A 17,840-nucleotide genomic window follows, 5' to 3' on the forward strand; every position below is an offset into this window, starting at 1 on the left:
GGCGCAGGGCCCCTGGGGAATGGGCCTCAGGCGGGCTTCACGTCCAGCACGATCTCGGTGAACGAGGGCTCGTCGTCCTCGGACTGATGGCCGGCCTCCTGGCTGGCCTGCGCCGCCTTGGCCGCGATGGAGAAGTCGTTTTGCAGGCGCCACATGAGGTTGGTGGGCGAATCGGCGTAGGCCATGCCTTCCTTGCGGTCTATCTTGCCGTCCAGGATCAGGCGCGCCAGCGCCTCCTCGAAGGTCTGCGAGCCCTCGGCCATGGACTTTTCCATGGCCTCGCGCACGCCGGAGAAGTCGCCCTTCTCGACCAGGTCGGCCACCAGCTTGGTGTTGAGCATGACCTCGGCGGCGGGCAGGCGCTCGCCGGCGCTCGAGCGCACCAGGCGCTGCGAGACGATGGCCTTGAGCGCCGAGGCCAGGTCGCCCAGCATGGTGGGGCGCACCTCGACGGGGTAGAAGGACAGGATGCGGTTGAGCGCGTGGTAGCTGTTGTTGCCGTGCAGCGTGGCCAGGCACAGGTGGCCCGACTGCGCGTAGGCGATGGCGGCCGACATGGTTTCGCGGTCGCGGATTTCGCCGATCAGGATCACGTCGGGCGCCTGGCGCAGCGCGTTCTTGAGCGCCGTCTGCAGCGACTGCGTGTCGCTGCCGATCTCGCGCTGGTTGACGATGGATTTCTTGTTCTTGAACTGGTATTCGACGGGGTCCTCGACGGTGAGGATGTGGCCCGTCAGGGCCTCGTTGCGTTCGTCGAGCATCGCGGCCAGCGTCGTGCTTTTGCCCGAGCCGGTCGCGCCCACGACCAGGATCAGGCCGCGCTTTTCCATGATGAGCTCGCTGAGCACCGGCGGCAGGTTCAGCGTGGACAGCTTCGGAATGTTCTGCGCGATGAAGCGGATCACCACCGCGTAGCTGCCGCGCTGGCGCATGGCGCTGATACGAAAGCGCCCCACGCCCGACAGCGGCACGCCCATGTTGAGCTCGCCGGTTTCCACCAGCTCCTCGATGCGGTCGGGCGGCACGATCTCGGACAGCAGGCTGCGGGGCGCGTCGCCCGGCAGGATCTGGCTGTTGATCGGCACGCATTCGCCGTTGATCTTGATCAGCGCCGGCGCACCGGCCGACAGGTAGACGTCGGAGGCCTTCTTTTCCGCCATGAGGCGAAGAATCCGTTCCATCGTGCTCATGCTCGTCCCTCTCAGTGGTTGTTGTCGTGCGCGGCGCTGGTCGGCGGCGAATGGATCAGTCGCGCAGCAGGTCGTTCAGGCTGGTGGTGGAGCGGGTCTTGGCGTCCACCTTCTTGACGATGATGGCGGCGTACATGCTGTAGCGGCCGTTGTCCTTGGGCAGGTTGCCGCTCACCACCACCGAGCCCGCGGGCACGCGGCCGTACGTCGTCTCGCCCGTCGCGCGGTCGTAGATCGGGGTGCTCTGGCCGATGTACACGCCCATGGAGATCACGGAGTTTTCCTCGACGATCACGCCCTCGACGATCTCGGAGCGCGCGCCGATGAAGCAGTTGTCCTCGATGATGGTCGGGTTGGCCTGCAGCGGCTCCAGCACGCCGCCCAGGCCCACGCCGCCCGACAGGTGCACGTTCTTGCCGACCTGCGCGCACGAGCCCACGGTGGCCCAGGTGTCGACCATGGTGCCTTCGTCCACGTAGGCGCCGATGTTCACGTAGCTGGGCATCAGGATCGCGCCCTTGGCGATGAAGCTGCCGCGGCGCGCGACGGCCGGGGGCACCACGCGCACGCCGGTGGCGGCCATCTCGTCGGCGCTGAGGTGGGCGAACTTGGTGGGCACCTTGTCGAAGAAGCCCAGGTCGCCGGCCTTCATGAGCTCGTTGTCCTTCAGGCGGAACGACAGCAGCACGGCCTTCTTGATCCACTGGTGCACCGTCCACTGGCCCACGCCCTCGCGGGTGGCCACGCGCAGCTTGCCGTTGTTGAGTTCGGCGATCACATGCTCGACGGCGTCCACCACTTCCTTGGGCGCGGAGGAGGGCGAGAGGCTGGCGCGGTTGTCCCAGGCGTTGTCGATCAGGGTCTGCAGTTGTTGGGTCATGGGTTCGGTCAGGTACGGGATTGGATGAACTGGACGATGCGTTGCGCGGCCTGCACGCATTCTTCTGCCTCGGCAACCAAGGCCATGCGCACGCGTTGGGCGCCGGGATTGGCGCCGCCTGCATCGCGGGCCAGGTAGCTGCCGGGCAGCACCGTGACATTGTATTGAGCCAGCAGGGCCTGGGCGAACTCGGCGTCGCTCATTCCCAGGGCTTCGGGCACCTTGGCCCAGAGGTAGAAGCCGGCATCGGGCAGGCGCACGTCCATCACGTCGGCCAGCAGGGGCGTGACCTGGGCGAACTTCTGGCGGTACAGCGCCCGGTTTTCCACCACATGGTCCTCGTCGTTCCAGGCGGCGATGCTCGCGGCCTGCACGGCCGGGCCCATGGCGCCGCCGTGGTAGGTGCGGTAGAGCAAGAAGGCCTTGATGAGCACCGCGTCGCCCGCGACGAAGCCGCTGCGCAGGCCCGGTACGTTGCTGCGCTTGGACAGGCTGGTGAACGCCATCAGGTTGCGGTAGTCCGTGCGCCCCAGCCGGGCCGCAGCCTCCAGGCCGCCCAGGGGGGGCTCGTCACGGAAGTAGATCTCGCTGTAGCACTCGTCCGAGGCGATCACGAAGCCATGGCGGTCGCTCAGCGCAAACAGCTTTTCCCATTCCTGCAGCGGCATCACGGCGCCCGTGGGGTTGCCGGGCGAGCACACGAACAGCAGCTGCGTGCGCTGCCACACGGCCTCGGGCACGCTGTCCCAATCCACGGCGAAGTTGCGCGCGGGATCGCTGGGCGCGTAGTGCGGCGTGGCGCCCGCCAGCAGGGCCGCGCCCTCGTAGATTTGGTAGAAGGGATTGGGGCAGACCACGGTGGCGCCGGGGCGGGACGGGTCAATCACCGTCTGCGCGAAGGAGAACAGGGCCTCGCGCGAGCCGTTGACCGGCAGCACCTGCGTGGCCGGGTCCACGGCCAGCCCGTAGCGCCGCTGCATCCAGGCCGCGCAGGCTTCGCGCAGGCGCGGATCGCCGGCGGTGGACGGATAGCTGGCCAGTCCCCCTAGGTTGGCTGCCAGCGCGTCCTGAATGAAGCGCGGCGTGGCGTGCCGGGGTTCGCCGATGCCCAGGCTGATGGCGGGGTGCGCGGCAGAGGGGGTGACCCCCGCAAAAAGCTGTCGCAGCCGCTCGAACGGATAGGGCTGCAGTAGGGAAAGCAGGGGATTCATGGCGTCGATTATCGGGGATGGCGGCGAGGGGACGGCACGCCGCCTACGTCTGATCCAGCGCAATAAATACCCGGGGTTTCCTGGTCACTTCATGGCGCCGGTTGTGGTTACAACTGGCATCATTTGTGCGGGCATTCAGGAAGTCGACGCCAGGGACGTTGGCCGGCGGCATTGATGGAGACAAGGGACGATGACGGGTTCACTCATTTTGCGGCCGGGTGTGTGGCTCATGCGCCAGCTGCGCTTTTCGGCCAAGCTGGCCCTGCTGGGCGGCGCGGCCGTGCTGGCCCTGCTGGCGGTGGCCGGCGTGCAGGGCCTGGGCCCCCTGGTCACCTGGGGCGTGTGCGCCGCCGCGGTGCTGGGTACGGCCTACCTGGCCGCGGCGATGCAGGTCAGCGTGGCGGGCGATCTGCGGCGCCTGGGACAGGTCATGGAGCGGACGGCGCACGGAGACCTGTGCGCCCGTGCCGGGGTGCGGGGCCGGGACGAACTGGCGCGCATGGGCGAGCAGCTCGACAGCATGGTGCTCACGCTGTCGTCCATGGTGGCCGACATCCGCAGCAATGCGGCGCTGGTGGCCCATGCGGGGCAGAGCCTGGCATCGGACAACCGGGAGCTGGCCGACCGCACCGAGCAGCAGGCCGCGAGCCTGGAGCAGACCGCGGCCAGCGTGGAGCAGCTGTCATCGGCTGTGAACAACAACGCCCAGGCGGCCAGCGTGGCCGACCGGCGCGCGATCGAGGTGCGCGAGGCGGCCGAGGCCGGCACCCAGGCCATGGTGCGGGCGGTGGAGTCGGTGCAGGGCATCCAGGGCGACGCCCGGCGCATGGGCGAGATCATCGGCGTGATCGACGGCATCGCCTTCCAGACCAACATCCTGGCGCTGAATGCGGCCGTGGAGGCCGCGCGCGCCGGCGAGCAGGGCCGGGGCTTCGCCGTGGTGGCGGGCGAGGTGCGTAGCCTGGCGGGCCGCTCGGCCGAGGCCGCGCGCGAGATCCGGGGCCTGATCGGCGCATCGGTACAGCAGGTGGAGGCCAGCGCCGGCCTGATCCGCTCGGCGGGCGACGGCATCGCCTCCATGACGGACGGCATCCGGGGCGTGGCAAGCCATGTGAGCGAGATTTCGCATTCGGTGAACGAGCAGGGCACGGGCCTGCGGGAGATCAGCGCCGCCGTGCAGCAGCTCGATCAGATCACCCAGCGCAACGCCCAGATGGTGGGCGATGCCCTGCGCCAGGCGCAGGCGCTGGAGAGCCGGGCCTCCACGCTGTCGCAGGCGGTGCTGTCCTTTCGCCTGCAGCAGGGCACCGCCGAGGAGGCCGTCGCGCTGGTCGAAGGTGCCGCTGCCCTGCACCGGGGCCGTGCGCGCGACGCCTTCTTGCGCACCCTGACCGATCCGGCGCAGCCCTACCACGACCGGGACATGTACGTGTTCGCCCTGGATGCGGCCGGTACCTACCTGGCCTTTGGCGGCAACCCCGCCAAGGTGGGCACGCGCGTGCAGGACATTCCGGGCATCGCCGGCGAGCAACTGGTGCGCGACATCGTGGCGCAGGCGGAGCGTGGCCCCGGCTGGGTGGAGTACGACATCACCAACCCGGCCAGCGGGGCCGTGCAGACCAAGATGTCGTTCGTGCAGCGCGTGGGCGACGTGTACCTGGGCTGCGGCGTGTACAAGTCGCTGGCTGCCCTGGCCTGACGGCGTCCGGCGGGCGCGTCCCGGCCGTTCCTTAGCCTGGCCTCAGCCGTGTTCGGCGCGCTGTGCCCGGGCGCGCGCCAGGGCCGCCGCGATGGCCGCGCGCTTGGGGTCGGCGGACGGGGCGGTCGCCTGCGCATCGGCAGGCGCAGGCGGCGCTACGGGTTGCTGTGCCTCCTGCTCTTCGCGCCGCAGGCGCTCTTGGTGGGCAAGATAGCGCGTGCGGGCCTGCTCGGCCTGGGGCGCGGACCAGGCGGCCCAGCCCGTGGCCTGGCCGCTGGCATTGTCCATGCGGATGCAGTCCACGGGGCAGACGGGCAGGCACAGCTCGCAGCCCGTGCAATGCGGCGCGATCACGGTGTGCATGCGCTTGTTGAGGCCCAGGATGGCGTCGGTGGGGCAGGCCTTGATGCACAGCGTGCAGCCGATGCACCAGTCCTCGTCGATCACGGCCACGGCGCGGGGTGCCTCCAGGCCATACGCGGCGCTCAGCGGCAGCGCGGGCTGGCCGGTGATGGCCGCCAGGCGCTCCACGCCCTGCGCGCCGCCGGGCGGGCATTGGTTGATGCCGGCCCCGCCGCTGGCCACGGCATGCGCGTAGGCGGCGCAGTCCGGGTAGCCGCAGCGCGTGCACTGGGTCTGGGGCAGGGCGGCGTCAATGCGCGCGGCCAGGGCCGCCAGATCCGTCTTGGTGGACGGCAGGGCCGCGGGGGCGGCCATGGCGCCGCTCAAGTGCCCGAGCGCGCACGCCGTGCGCGCGGCGCAGCCATCTGCTGCGCCTGTTCGGGCTGGCGGGACAGGATGAAGTCCTGCACCAGCGGGTAGACCTGATCGCGCCAGCGGCGGCCGCTGAAGATGCCGTAGTGGCCGGCGCCCTTGACCTCCAGGTGGTGGCGGTGGTTGGCCGCGATGCCGGAGCACAGGCCCTGCGCGGCCTCGGTCTGGCCGGAGCCGGAGATGTCGTCCAGCTCGCCCTCGATGGTCAGCAGGGCGGTGCCGGTGATGTCCTGCGGGCGCACGCGCTCGATGTGCCCCTCGGGCGAGCGCACGTCCCAGGTGCCGCTGACCAGGCGGTGGTCCTGGAACACCGTCTTGATGGTCTCCAGGTAGTAGTCGGCGTCCATGTCGAGCACGGCGTTGTACTCGTCGTAGAACTTGCGATGGGCCTCGGCGCTCGCGTCGTCGCCCCGGATGAGGTTCTTGAAATAGTCGTAGTGGCTGCTGGCGTGCCGGTCCGGGTTCATGGCCACGAAGCCCGTGTGCTGCAGGAAGCCCGGATACACGCGCCGGCCGGCGCCGGGGAAGTTGGCGGGCACGCGGTAGATGACGTTGTTCTCGAACCACTCGAAGCTGCGCTGCGTGGCCAGGTTGTTCACCGCAGTGGGCGAACGGCGCGTGTCGATGGGGCCGCCCATCATGGTCATGGTCAGCGGCGTGGCCTCGCCGCGGCTGGCCATGAGCGACACGGCCGCCAGCACGGGCACCGTGGGCTGGCAGACGCTCATCACGTGGCAGTTGCCATAGATGCCCTGCAGGTGGCGGATGAACTCCTGCACGTAGTTCACGTAGTCGTCGAGGTGGAATTCCCCCTCGGACAGCGGGACCATGCGCGCGTTCTTCCAGTCGGTGATGTAGACCTTGTGGCCTCCGAGCATGGAGCGCACGGTGTCGCGCAGCAGCGTGGCGTAGTGCCCCGACAGCGGCGCGACGATGAGCACCACGGGTTGGCCCTTGAGCTTGAGCAGGGTGTCGGGGTCGTCCGAGAAGCGCTTGAAGCGGCGCAGCTCGCAAAAGGGCTTGTCCACCTCGACGCGCTCGTGGATGGCCACGCTCACGCCATCCACGTCCACCGTGGTGAGGCCGAACTCGGGCTTTTCGTAGTCCTTGCCCAGGCGGTACAGCAGTTCGTAGCCGGCGGACATGCGCTGGGCCAGCTGCGTCTCGCTGAAGGGCGACAGCGGGTTGCTGTAAAGCTTGGCCGCCGCCTGCGCCAGGTCGGCGAAGGGCTCCATCAGGGAGCGCTGGGTCTCGTAGAGGGTGTACAGCATGGGGCGAAGGATATGGTTATGTTGCAGTGCAATATAGCAGCAGTTGCAAGATCCTGCCGGCCGTGCAATTACCGATGCTTTGTCGCGAATGTGACAGGATTGCGCCTCTTTTTTGCAATGGTATTGATAGCTGTCGGCGCTTGCTGCATAAGCGCTAGAGGCACTTTTGACTAAAAATCGGCTCAGTCGTTGTCCTGCAGCCAGGACTCGAAGGCCTCGCGCGAGCTGTTGCGCAGCGTGCGGCGAAACACCTGCTTGTCGCCCAGGTACAGGCAGTGGCGGATCACGGTGAAGGGGTTGAAGCTGCCCTCGGGGTTCTGCTCCTCGTAGAACTGCTTGTAGCGCTTGACGGTGGCCAGGGTTTCGCGCATCAGCGCATTGAAGCGCGCCCGCGTGATGCCCGGCGACCAGGCGCGGATGTCGTCCACGAACAGGTCCACCTTGTGGGCGTCGAATTCCTGGTCCTTGAAGAAATGGTTGGCGATCTTCAGGAAGGTGAAGGCGTTGAGCTCGCTGCCCGGTGCGGGCGGGCGGGCGGGCCCCGTCTCGGGCTCGGTCGTCTCGTCGGGGGCGCGCAGCAGTTCGGCGTCGGTGGCGTCGCGGATCTGGCGGAACTCGCGGTCGGCCAGCTCGAACAGCGCCGACAGCACGTTGATGCGCCGCTTGAGCTCGGCGGGAATCGACTTCTTGTACTTGATCTTGTGGTCCAGCACGCTCCAGGAGTCCTGGATGATGGTGCGCACCTGCAGCTCGAACGGTTGGCCGGCGAAGGCGGCGTTCTCCGGCAGCGCGGCCTGGGCGGCGTTGAGCCGCAGGTCCAGGTGCAGGCCCTTGTAGCCGAACGAGGCCTCGGTGCCCTCCATGGCGCTCACCTTGTCGGTCACGTCGATCACGTCGAAGTGCGACTGCACGATCTGCGCCACCTTCTCCAGCTCGTCCTCGTACAGGCAGACCACGCGCACGCCGACCAGGTCGGTGATGTAGTGGCGGATCTCGTAGGGTGCGCCGCTTTCCTCGAGCGCGGCGCGGTACTTGCGCGAGAACTTGCGCACGCACTCGTCGCGGTCCTTCACGCGGGCCTCGACCTTGGAAATGTCGATATCGCGTGCCTGTGACAGGATGGACTGCAGCAGCGCCACGTAGAAGGCGCAGGCATGCTCCAGGGCCGGGCGCTCCTGCGCGTAGAAGGCGTGGAAGGCCGCTTCCTCGCGGGTGAGATGGGACGCAGAAGACATGGGATGCGGCGGCAGGAATGGATGGTTCACGGGACAGCCGCCGATGGTAGAGCAGGGCGCTGACGGCGGCGTTGCGGCGTCGGTAGGACAACGCCGCATTCCGCCGCCGTGGCCGAATCCCCTGCGCCGCACCGGCCCATGTGGCGCTTCCCTATTGTCTTGCGGCGGGCGCTATGCCACGCTCGGCGGTGCATGAATACTGCGGCGGTCATCCAACGGAACTCTCCCGAACGTTTTTCTCCCTGGCATCCGGGTATGGTCGCCGCGCTGCTGCTGACCTTGGTGCTGCTGTGCGCCACCTACCTGGTCTGGCACAACGTGGAACGGGCGCGCCATGAGCGCCGCCTGCAGATCTTCGGCACGGCCGTGGAGCGCGTCGTCTCCAACCTCTCGGACCGCATGGCCGCCTACGAGATGGTGCTGCGCGGCGTCAAGGGCTATTACGAGGGCTCGGACAGCATCGACCACCGGGAATTTCGCGCCTATGTGGAGGCATTGAAGCTTCCGCAGACCCGCCCGGGACTGCAGGGCATTGCGCTGCTGGCGGGCGTGCCGTCATCGCGGGCTGCTCAGCATGAGGCCGCCATGCGCGCGCAAGGGCTGCCGGGTTACCGCCTGCATCCGGTCGCGGACCAGGCGCTGCACGCGCCGGTCACCCACATCGAGCCCATGAGCCCCGAAAACCAGCAGGAACTGGGCCTGGACGCCATGACGCAGCCCGCGCGGCGCGAGGCGCTGGCCCGGGCCCGGGACTCGGGCGCCATGGCACTGTCGGGCCCCCTGGGGGTGTACGACGCAGCGGGCGCGCCGACGCTACTGGCCATGTACATGCCGCTCTACGCCAGAAGCGCCCCGCTGGGCACTACGGCCGAGCGCCGCCGCGCCATCGCCGGCTGGGTGGCCGCGCCGTTCTGGATATCGGAAGTGATCCAGGGCCTGGCGCACGAACTCGACAGCGACCTGGCCCTGGCGATCCATGACGGCCCGTCGGTGGCCGGCGGCGTGAACATCTTTGCCTCGCGCGAGGACTACGCGCCCCACGCCGTCAACGGCGGCCTGGAGGCGCTGCGCAGCCTGGACCTGGGCGGGCGGCGCTGGACGCTGGTGCTGTACCCGCTGCCTTCGTTCGAGCAGCGCTTCGAGGGCTCGGCCCACCACATCATCGCCTTGCTGGGCGTCGGCTTCAGCCTGCTGGCCGGCTGGTTCATGGGCCTGCAGATCACCGCGCGCCAGCGCGCCATGGCCCTGGCGCGGGAGATGACGGGCGAGCTGCGCCGCACGCGCGACGAGCTGGAAAGCACGCTGAACGCCGTGCCTGACCTGCTGTTCGAGGTGGACGACGGCGGCCGCATCCACCACTACCGCTCGGCGCGCACCGACCTGGTGGGGCAGGCGCCGCAGGCGATGATCGGCCGCACGCTGCGGGACGTGCTGCCGCCGGATGCCGCCGCCGAATGCATGGCGGCGCTGGACGAGGCCCGCGAGCACGGCTACTCCGAAGGGCGCCAGTACAGCCTGCAGATGCCGGACGGCACGCGCTGGTTCGAGCTGTCGGTGGCCTGCAAGGATGGCGGCAAGGCCGAGGCGGGCACGGGCCGGCATTTCATCGCCCTGTCGCGCGATGTCAGCCGCCGCCACGAGGCCGAGGCCGCCATGTACCGCCTGGCCTATTTCGACGCCCTGACCGGTCTGCCCAACCGCCGCCTGCTGCTGCAGCACATGCGCGCCGCGCTGCTGGCGGCGCGCCAAAGCGGCCACCTGGGTGGCCTGTTCTACATCGACCTGGACAACTTCAAGCAGATCAACGACGCGCGCGGCCACGGCGTGGGCGACAGCCTGCTGGAGCAGGCCGCCGGGCGGCTGCAGGCGGCAGCCGCCCCGGGGGACATCGTGGCGCGGCTGGGCGGCGACGAGTTCGTGATGCTGGTGCCCAGGCTGGGCAGCGAGTCCGGGGCCGCGCGGTGGCAGGCGCTGCAGCGCGCGCAGCACCTGCGCGAAAGCCTGGACGCGCCCTACGACGTGGACGGCACGCGCTACGGCAGCACCGGCAGTATCGGGGTGGCGCTGTTTCCCAAGGGCGCCGAGGGCGTGGAGGACCTGCTGCGCGAGGCCGACACCGCCATGTTCCGCGCCAAGGACCGCGGGCGCAACCAGGTGTGCTTCTTCGAGCAGGGCATGCACGCCGAGGTGCAGGAGCGCCTGGCGCTGGAGCAGGACCTGAAGAGCGCCGTGGCCAGCGGCGCGCTGCTGACCTATGTGCAGCCCCAGGTCGATGTTCAGGGCCGCCTGACCGGCGGCGAGCTGCTGCTGCGCTGGAACCACCCGCAGCGCGGAGCCGTGCCGCCGGCCCAGTTCATTCCCGTCGCCGAGGCTGCGGGCCTGATCGCCCGCCTGGGCGCGGCCATGATCCGCCGGGCCTGCGCCGCGCTGGCCGAACTGCAGCTGCACGGGCATGCGCTGGCCATCTCGGTCAACGTGAGCCCCAGCCAGTTCCGGCAGGCGGACTTCGTGGACCAGGTGCGGCAGGCGCTGGCCGAAACGGGCGCGCCGGCCGATCTGCTGACGCTGGAGGTCACCGAAAGCCTGCTGGTGGAGAACTGGGAAGACACGGCGCGGCGCATGGACGAGCTGGTGGCCCTGGGCGTGCGCCTGTCCATTGACGACTTCGGCACCGGCTATTCCAGCCTGGCCTACCTCAAGAAGCTGCCGCTGTACGAACTCAAGATCGACCGGAGCTTCGTGCAGGACACGCCGGCCGACGCCAACGACGCCGCCATCGTGCAGGCCATCCTCTCGGTGGCGCGCCACCTGCGCCTGCGCGTGGTGGCCGAGGGCGTGGAAACGCAGGAGCAGGCCGACTTTCTCACGGCCCACCACTGCGACGGGCTGCAGGGCTACCTGTTCGGCCGGCCCGAGCCGCTGGAGGACTGGCTGGCCCGCCTCAGGGGCTGACCGGCTCGGGCTGCGCCGCGCCCGGCTTGGTGCGCGCCAGGGCCATCACCTCGCGCGCGGGCAGGTGCTTGAGGCGGTGGTCGCTCCACACCTGGCGCCAGCGGCGCGCGCCGGGCAGCACGTTGCGCAGGCCCAGCATGTGGCGCGCCACGGCGTACCAGTGCGTGCCGTGCTCGGCGGCCTCGCGCTCCATGTAGGCCACCATCTCCTCCTCGACCTGCTCGCGGGTGAGCGTGCCGGGCGCCGCGCCGTAGAAGCGCTCGTCCCAGCGCGCCAGCCACCAGGGGTTGTGATAGGCCTCGCGGCCCACCATCACGCCGTCGACCAGCGCCAGCTGCTCCAGCACGGATTCGTCGGTCTGAAAGCCGCCATTGATGGCGATGGTCAGATGCGGGAAGTCGCTCTTCAGCCGCGCCGCCACGTCGTAGCGCAGCGGCGGAATTTCGCGGTTTTCCTTCGGGGAAAGGCCCTTGAGCCAGGCATTGCGCGCATGCACGATGAAAACGCGGCAGCCCGCGTCGGCCACGGTGCCCACGAAGTCGCGCACGAAGCCGTAGTCTTCCGTCTGGTCGATGCCGATGCGGTGCTTCACCGTGACCGGCACATCCACCACGTCCACCATGGCCTTCACGCAGTCGGCGACCAGGCGCGGCTCGTTCATCAGGCAGGCGCCGAAGGCGCCGCGCTGCACGCGCTCGCTGGGGCAGCCGCAGTTCAGGTTGATCTCGTCGTAGCCCCACTGCGCGCCCAGGCGTGCGCTGTGGGCCAGGTCGGCCGGCTCGCTGCCCCCGAGCTGCAGCGCCACGGGATGCTCGGCCTCGCCAAAGCGCAGGTGGCGCTGCACATCGCCGTGCACCAGGGCGCCGGTGGTCACCATCTCGGTGTAGAGCAGCGTCTGGCGCGACAGCAGGCGGTGCAGGTGGCGGCAGTGCCTGTCGGTCCAATCCATCATCGGGGCGACGGACATGCGCCAGGGGCTGTGCGGGGAGGAGGGGAGCGCGGATTCCACGGTGTGTTTTTCAGGGCGAGGGGCGGCATTGTCCCAGTTCCGGCCGGCGGGCGGCGGGCCAGGGGGTTTAGGTGCTCTGTGCCGGGTTTTGAGAGAAATCGCCATTTCAGCCCGCCAATAAAGCGCTATTAGCTATTAAATAAATAGCATTTGAGAGGTGGGCGGCTGCCGGCGCAGTCACTACAATGCCTGCCCCATGCACAACAGCCACGACCCCCGCGTCCTGCCAATGCGCGATGGGGTCAACCCCAGCTGCGTGGTGCTGCCGTCGGCCGGGCAGGGCCTGCTGCTGGACTTCCTGGCGCAGCGCCTGCCGGCGGTGCCGCGCCAGGACTGGCAGCGCCGCATGGACGCGGGCGAGGTGGTGGATGAGTTCGGCACGCCGGCCACGGCCCGCAGCCCCTTCGCGCCCGGCGTGCGCTACTACTACTACCGCGAGCTGCCGCACGAGGCCGCAATTCCGTTCGAGGCAACCGTGCTGTTCCAGGACGAACACCTGCTGGTGGCCGACAAGCCGCATTTCCTGCCCGTGGTGCCCACGGGCGCCTACCTGCAGCACACGCTGCTCGTGCGCCTCAAGCGCAAGCTGGGGCTGCGCGAACTCTCGCCCGTGCACCGCATCGACCGCGATACGGCGGGGCTGGTGCTGTTTTCGGTACAGCGCGCGACGCGGGGCCGCTACCAGGCGCTGTTTCGCGACCGCGCGGTGCGCAAGGTGTACGAGGCCGTGGCGCCCTGGCAGCCCGGGCTGCGCTTTCCGCGCGAACACATCAGCCGCATGGAGGAAAGCCCGCAGTTCTTTCGCATGCACGAGGTGCCGGGCGAGCCCAATTCCCATACGCGCATGGAGCTGCTGGAGGTGGCCGCCCCCTGGGCGCGCTACCGGCTGGAGCCTGTCACGGGCAAGCGCCACCAGCTGCGCGTGCACATGGCGGCCCTGGGCTTGCCGCTGCGCGGCGACGCGTTCTACCCGGAGGTGAACGACCCGCCCGAGGGCGACTACTCCAACCCGCTGCAGCTGCTGGCGCGCCTGCTGGAGTTCGACGATCCGGTGACGGGGGCGCGGCGGCGCTTCGAAAGCCGCCTGGCGTTGCGTGGCCTGGGGAGCGGGGCCGCAGGGAATTGAGGCGAAAAGCGCATGCGGCGCTTTACCAGTAGGCGTTTCAAGCTATCAAAGCAATAGCGAAAATGCGGCGCCGGCGTGGGGCCGGCTTTCTACAATCGGCCCATCACCACCCAGGAGAGTGCCCATGTCCACGCCCGAACGCCCCGCACTGGACGAAGCCACGCTGGCCTTTGCCGAACGTGTCTTCGACGCCGCGCGCAGCGGCGATGCCGCCAGCCTGGCCCAGTGGCTGGACAACGGCCTGCCGCCCGATCTGCGCAACGCCAAGGGCGACAGCCTGCTGATGCTGGCCAGCTACCACGGCCATGCCGACGCCACGCGCCTGCTGCTGGCCCGCGGCGCCGACGCCGGGCTGGTCAACGGGCGCGGCCAGACGCCGCTGGCCGGCGCGGCCTTCAAGGGCGACGCGGACATGGCGCGCCTGCTGCTCGACGGCGGCGCGGCGGTGGACGGGCCTTCGCCCGACGGACGCACGCCGCTGATGTTCGCCGCCCTGTTCAACCACCCGGCGGTGGTGGCGCTGCTGCTGGAGCGCGGCGCCAATGCCGGGCTGGCCGACGCCCAGGGCAACACCGCGCTGGGCTGCGCCCTGGCCATGAACGCGCAGGCGGCCGCGGCCCTGCTGCAGCCGGCGCCGGGCGCGCAGGGCGTGGGCTGAGGCCATCCGCTGTTCGCCGGGCGGCGCCGGCCCTCAGAGCCAGGCCACGCGCCCCTGGCCGATGTCGTTGATGCGCGCCACGAAGCCGTCGACCTGGGATTGCGGCAGGCTCAGGTGCAGCGTGACCTGCGAGGCGTGGCCCACCTCCAGCAGCTGCGCGCCAGCGGCCTCGATCTCGCGGCGCAGCAGGCCCTCCAGGGCGTAGGGAACGCTGCACTGCAGCATGCACATGCGCTGCAGCGGCACCTTGTCGGCCTGCAGCAGCGCCTGGGCCACGGTGTCGGTATAGGCGCGCACCAGGCCGCCGGCGCCCAGCTTGACCCCGCCGAAGTAGCGCACCACGGTGGCCAGCACGCCCTCCAGGTCCTGGTGGCGCAGCACGTCCAGCATGGGCCGCCCGGCCGTGCCGCTGGGCTCGCCGTCGTCCACCGCGGCCGACTGGCCGCCGGCCAGCAGCGCCCAGCACACATGGGCCGCGCCCGGGTGCTGGCGCCACAGCTCCTGCACCACGGCCTGGGCGGCGGCGCGGTCGGCCATGGGCTGCACGCAGCCGATGAAGCGGCTTTTCTTGATGACGAGTTCGCTGTGGACGGGGGCGTGAAGGGTGTGCGGCATGGGGGCCCGCGAGCTTACCCCAGCGGAAAACCCGCCTTGCGTCGGTTACATCCGGTGGCTTGATGTCCGGGGCCAATGGCGCGATACCTGCGGTGCCGCGCCCCGCGCGTGCCCGGGCCGCGTGGCATACGGCCCCCGGGCGCGCATCGGCGGGGCGGGGCCTGCACCAAGGAGAACACACCATGAAGAAACTCTGCAAGCACATGGCCCTGGCCCTGCTGGCGGGCGCGTCCGTTCCCGCTGTCTGGGCGGCGGACTGCACCGCCGAGATCGAGGGCAACGACGCCATGCAGTTCAACCAATCCAGCATAAGCGTGCCCGCGAGCTGCAAGCAGTTCACCGTCAGGCTCAAGCACGCGGGCAAGCTGCCCAAGACGTCCATGGGCCACAACTGGGTGCTGGCCAGGACGGCCGACATGCAGGGCGTGGTCACCGACGGCATTGCGGCCGGGCCGGCCAAGAACTACGTGAAGGACGGGGATGCCCGCGTGCTGGCCCACACCAAGGTCGTGGGCGGCGGGGAGTCCGATGCGGTGACCTTCGCCACGGGCGCCCTGAAGGCGGGCGAGGCCTACAGCTACTTCTGCTCGTTTCCTGGCCACCTGGCGCTCATGAAGGGGACGCTGACCCTGGCCAAGTAGGCACGCCCACGGGCCGCGGGGTTGATCGGGGCCGCCCCAGCGCGATTGGCGCCCGGCTTCTACAATGCCCGGCCCCGCCCTGCAGGCCCGCCCATGAACGCCCCCATCGACGTTTCCTTCTTTCCCCGCAACGCCAAGCCCCTGACCAGCTACCGCCCGTACTGGGCCAAGCGCTTTGGCACGGCGCCGTTCCTGCCCATGAGCCGGGCGGAGATGGAGCAGCTTGGCTGGGACAGCTGCGACATCATCCTGGTGACGGGCGATGCCTATGTGGACCACCCGAGCTTCGGCATGGCCGTGATCGGCCGCGTGCTGGAGGCCCAGGGCTTTCGCGTGGGAATCATCGCCCAGCCCGACTGGCAGAGCGCCGAGGCCTTCAAGGCGCTGGGCAAGCCCAACCTGTTCTGGGGCGTGACGGCGGGGAACATGGATTCCATGATCAACCGCTACACGGCGGACCGCAAGATCCGCAGCGACGACGCCTACACCCCCGGCGACGTGGGCGGCAAGCGCCCGGACCGCGCGGCCATCGTCTACTGCCAGCGCTGCCGCGAGGCCTACAAGGACGTGCCCATCGTGCTGGGCGGCATCGAGGGCTCGCTGCGCCGCATCGCCCACTACGACTACTGGAGCGACAAGGTGCGCCGCTCCATCGTGGTGGACGCGAAGTGCGACATCCTGCTGTACGGCAACGCCGAGCGCGCGCTGGTCGAGGTGGCCCACCGCATCGCCCAGCGCCAGCCCGTGGAGAGCATCACCGACGTGCGCGGCACGGCCTTCGTGCGCCGGGCGTCGGAGGAGGGCTGGTTCGAGCTGGACTCGACCGAGGTGGATGAGCCCGGCGTGGTCGAGGCGCACATCAACCCGTACATGACCACCAGCGAGCAGGCCGCGGCCCAGGGCCAGAGCTGCTCGAAGGAGGATGCTCCTGATTCAGGAGCTTTCAGCGCTTTGCAGACAAGCGCTGCAGGCCAAAAAGGCTTGGAACAGCCGATCCAGTTCGTGCCCAACCTGTCGCTGCGCGCCAAGGGCCGGCAGCCGCCGCGCGACAAGACCGTGCTGCGCCTGCCCAGCTATGAGCAGGTCAAGAGCGATCCCATCTTGTATGCCCACGCCAACCGCGTGCTGCACCTGGAGACCAACCCCGGCAACGCCCGCGCGCTGGTGCAGGCGCACGGCGAGGGCGCGACGGCGCGCGACGTGTGGCTGAACCCGCCGCCCATTCCGCTCACCACGGCCGAGATGGACTGGGTGTTCGGCCTGCCCTATGCGCGCAACCCGCATCCGCAGTACGCCGACGAGAGCGGCAGCCACGACGGAGCGACCAAGATTCCCGCGTGGGAGATGATCCGCGCGTCGATCAACATCATGCGCGGCTGCTTCGGCGGCTGCACCTTCTGCTCCATCACCGAGCACGAGGGGCGCATCATCCAGAGCCGCTCCGAGGATTCGATCATCCAGGAGGTCGAGGACATCCGCGACAAGGTCAAGGGCTTCACCGGCACCATCTCCGACCTGGGCGGCCCCACGGCCAACATGTACCGCCTGGGCTGCCGCGACCCGCAGATCGAGGCCGCCTGCCGCAAGCCCAGCTGCGTGTTCCCCGGCATCTGCCAGAACCTGCACACCGACCACGCCCCGCTGATCAACATCTACCGCCGCGCGCGCAAGCTGCCGGGCATCAAGAAGATCCTGATCGGCTCGGGCCTGCGCTACGACCTGGCCGTGAAGTCGCCCGAGTACATCAAGGAGCTGGTGCAGCACCATGTGGGCGGCTACCTCAAGATCGCGCCCGAGCACACCGAGGCCGGGCCGCTGTCCAAGATGATGAAGCCGGGCATCGGCACCTACGACCGCTTCAAGCAGCTGTTCGAGCAGTTCAGCGAGGAGGCGGGCAAGAAGCAGTTCCTGATCCCGTACTTCATCGCCGCGCACCCGGGCACCAGCGACGAGGACATGATGAACCTGGCCGTGTGGCTCAAGAAGAACGGCTTTCGCGCCGATCAGGTGCAGACCTTCTACCCCAGCCCCATGGCCACGGCCACGGCCATGTACCACAGCGGTCGCAACACACTCACCAAGGTGCGCCGCCAGATGCGCGACCGGGATGAAGAAACCGTGGACATCGTGCGCGGCGAAAAGCGCCGCCGCCTGCACAAGGCCTTCCTGCGCTACCACGACCCGAACAACTGGCCGCTGCTGCGCGAGGCGCTGAAAAGCATGGGCCGCGCCGACCTGATCGGCAACGGCAAGCAGCACCTGATCCCCACCTTCCAGCCCCTGACCGGCAACGCCGGCGGCGCCAAGGGCGGCGGGGCGCCCAAGGCCAAGGGCGGCGGGCTGGGCTATGCCATCAACAAGGACGGCAAGGCCGTGGCGCTGCGCCGCCGCCCGCAGGACAGCCAGGAGCCGCAGGGCGACGTGCGCTTTCGCCGCAACGAACCCCGGCCCGGCCAGATGCTCACCCAGCACACGGGCCTGCCACCGCGCGCCGGCGCCCAGGCCAAGCCTGCGCCCAAGCGCCCGGCGGGACGGGGCGGCAGGTCCTGAGCCGGAATCCTGGGTTATTGAGGGTTTTG

At 69.5% G+C, this 17,840-nt stretch carries 14 protein-coding genes; 6 read left to right on the forward strand and 8 right to left on the reverse strand.

Annotated features, from left to right (window positions below):
- Nucleotides 1–26 precede the first annotated feature (26 nt).
- The 3 genes from BP68_RS00805 to dapC are packed head-to-tail and all read right to left on the reverse strand — an operon-like array spanning nucleotide 27 to nucleotide 3,281.
- Nucleotides 27–1,190 carry a PilT/PilU family type 4a pilus ATPase gene (locus BP68_RS00805; protein ID WP_496368101.1) on the reverse strand — a complete coding sequence of 388 codons (1,164 nt, stop codon included), beginning with the start codon at nucleotides 1,188–1,190 and terminating at the stop codon, nucleotides 27–29.
- A 55-nt stretch (nucleotides 1,191–1,245) separates the two neighbouring features.
- Nucleotides 1,246–2,070 (reverse strand): 2,3,4,5-tetrahydropyridine-2,6-dicarboxylate N-succinyltransferase, encoded by an 825-nt coding sequence (gene dapD, locus BP68_RS00810; RefSeq protein WP_496368103.1) that lies wholly within the window; start codon nucleotides 2,068–2,070, stop codon nucleotides 1,246–1,248.
- An 8-nt stretch (nucleotides 2,071–2,078) separates the two neighbouring features.
- A complete protein-coding gene (dapC, locus tag BP68_RS00815) occupies nucleotides 2,079–3,281 on the reverse strand; it encodes a succinyldiaminopimelate transaminase (protein ID WP_496368105.1) in 1,203 nt (400 codons plus the stop codon).
- Nucleotides 3,282–3,471: 190 nt separating this feature from the next.
- Here dapC and BP68_RS00820 point away from each other — a divergent pair, with 190 nt between their 5' ends.
- Nucleotides 3,472–4,980 (forward strand): methyl-accepting chemotaxis protein, encoded by a 1,509-nt coding sequence (locus tag BP68_RS00820; protein ID WP_496368107.1) that lies wholly within the window; start codon nucleotides 3,472–3,474, stop codon nucleotides 4,978–4,980.
- A 42-nt stretch (nucleotides 4,981–5,022) separates the two neighbouring features.
- Here BP68_RS00820 and BP68_RS00825 read toward each other — a convergent pair whose 3' ends face one another.
- From BP68_RS00825 to BP68_RS00835, 3 genes are all read right to left on the reverse strand, one after another.
- On the reverse strand, nucleotides 5,023–5,697 hold the full coding sequence (locus tag BP68_RS00825) for an RnfABCDGE type electron transport complex subunit B (RefSeq protein WP_496368109.1): 675 nt from the start codon (nucleotides 5,695–5,697) through the stop codon (nucleotides 5,023–5,025).
- An 8-nt stretch (nucleotides 5,698–5,705) separates the two neighbouring features.
- Nucleotides 5,706–7,025 carry a polyhydroxyalkanoate depolymerase gene (locus BP68_RS00830; protein ID WP_496368111.1) on the reverse strand — a complete coding sequence of 440 codons (1,320 nt, stop codon included), beginning with the start codon at nucleotides 7,023–7,025 and terminating at the stop codon, nucleotides 5,706–5,708.
- A gap of 182 nt (nucleotides 7,026–7,207) precedes the next feature.
- Nucleotides 7,208–8,260: a GTP pyrophosphokinase gene (locus tag BP68_RS00835; protein WP_496368113.1), complete on the reverse strand. Its 1,053-nt coding sequence runs from the start codon at nucleotides 8,258–8,260 to the stop codon at nucleotides 7,208–7,210.
- Nucleotides 8,261–8,515: 255 nt separating this feature from the next.
- Between BP68_RS00835 and BP68_RS00840 the strand changes: the two genes are divergently transcribed.
- Entirely contained in the window at nucleotides 8,516–11,212 is a 2,697-nt protein-coding gene (locus BP68_RS00840) for a bifunctional diguanylate cyclase/phosphodiesterase (RefSeq protein WP_496368115.1), read from the forward strand.
- Here the strand turns inward: BP68_RS00840 and dusA are convergent.
- Nucleotides 11,202–12,221 (reverse strand): tRNA dihydrouridine(20/20a) synthase DusA, encoded by a 1,020-nt coding sequence (dusA, locus tag BP68_RS00845; RefSeq protein WP_496368117.1) that lies wholly within the window; start codon nucleotides 12,219–12,221, stop codon nucleotides 11,202–11,204. The two genes, BP68_RS00840 and dusA, sit on opposite strands and share 11 nt — an antisense overlap.
- 196 nt (nucleotides 12,222–12,417) lie before the next feature.
- Here dusA and BP68_RS00850 point away from each other — a divergent pair, with 196 nt between their 5' ends.
- Both BP68_RS00850 and BP68_RS00855 read left to right on the forward strand, forming a co-directional pair.
- Nucleotides 12,418–13,347, forward strand: a complete 930-nt coding sequence (locus BP68_RS00850) for a pseudouridine synthase (protein WP_496368119.1) — start codon at nucleotides 12,418–12,420, stop codon at nucleotides 13,345–13,347.
- Nucleotides 13,348–13,471: 124 nt separating this feature from the next.
- A complete protein-coding gene (locus BP68_RS00855; RefSeq protein ID WP_496368121.1) occupies nucleotides 13,472–14,005 on the forward strand; it encodes an ankyrin repeat domain-containing protein in 534 nt (177 codons plus the stop codon).
- Between the two features lie 33 nt (nucleotides 14,006–14,038).
- On the opposite strand, the gene BP68_RS00860 is transcribed toward BP68_RS00855, so the two are convergent.
- Complete coding sequence (locus tag BP68_RS00860; RefSeq protein WP_496368123.1) at nucleotides 14,039–14,620, reverse strand: IMPACT family protein; 582 nt, start codon at nucleotides 14,618–14,620, stop codon at nucleotides 14,039–14,041.
- A gap of 182 nt (nucleotides 14,621–14,802) precedes the next feature.
- Here BP68_RS00860 and azu point away from each other — a divergent pair, with 182 nt between their 5' ends.
- Nucleotides 14,803–15,261, forward strand: a complete 459-nt coding sequence (azu, locus tag BP68_RS00865; RefSeq protein ID WP_496368125.1) for an azurin — start codon at nucleotides 14,803–14,805, stop codon at nucleotides 15,259–15,261.
- Nucleotides 15,262–15,354: 93 nt separating this feature from the next.
- Nucleotides 15,355–17,811, forward strand: coding sequence for a YgiQ family radical SAM protein (locus tag BP68_RS00870; protein ID WP_496368127.1), 2,457 nt, complete (start codon nucleotides 15,355–15,357; stop codon nucleotides 17,809–17,811).
- Nucleotides 17,812–17,840 lie beyond the last annotated feature (29 nt).

The sequence above is a fragment of the Diaphorobacter oryzae DSM 22780 genome, from assembly GCF_059568935.1.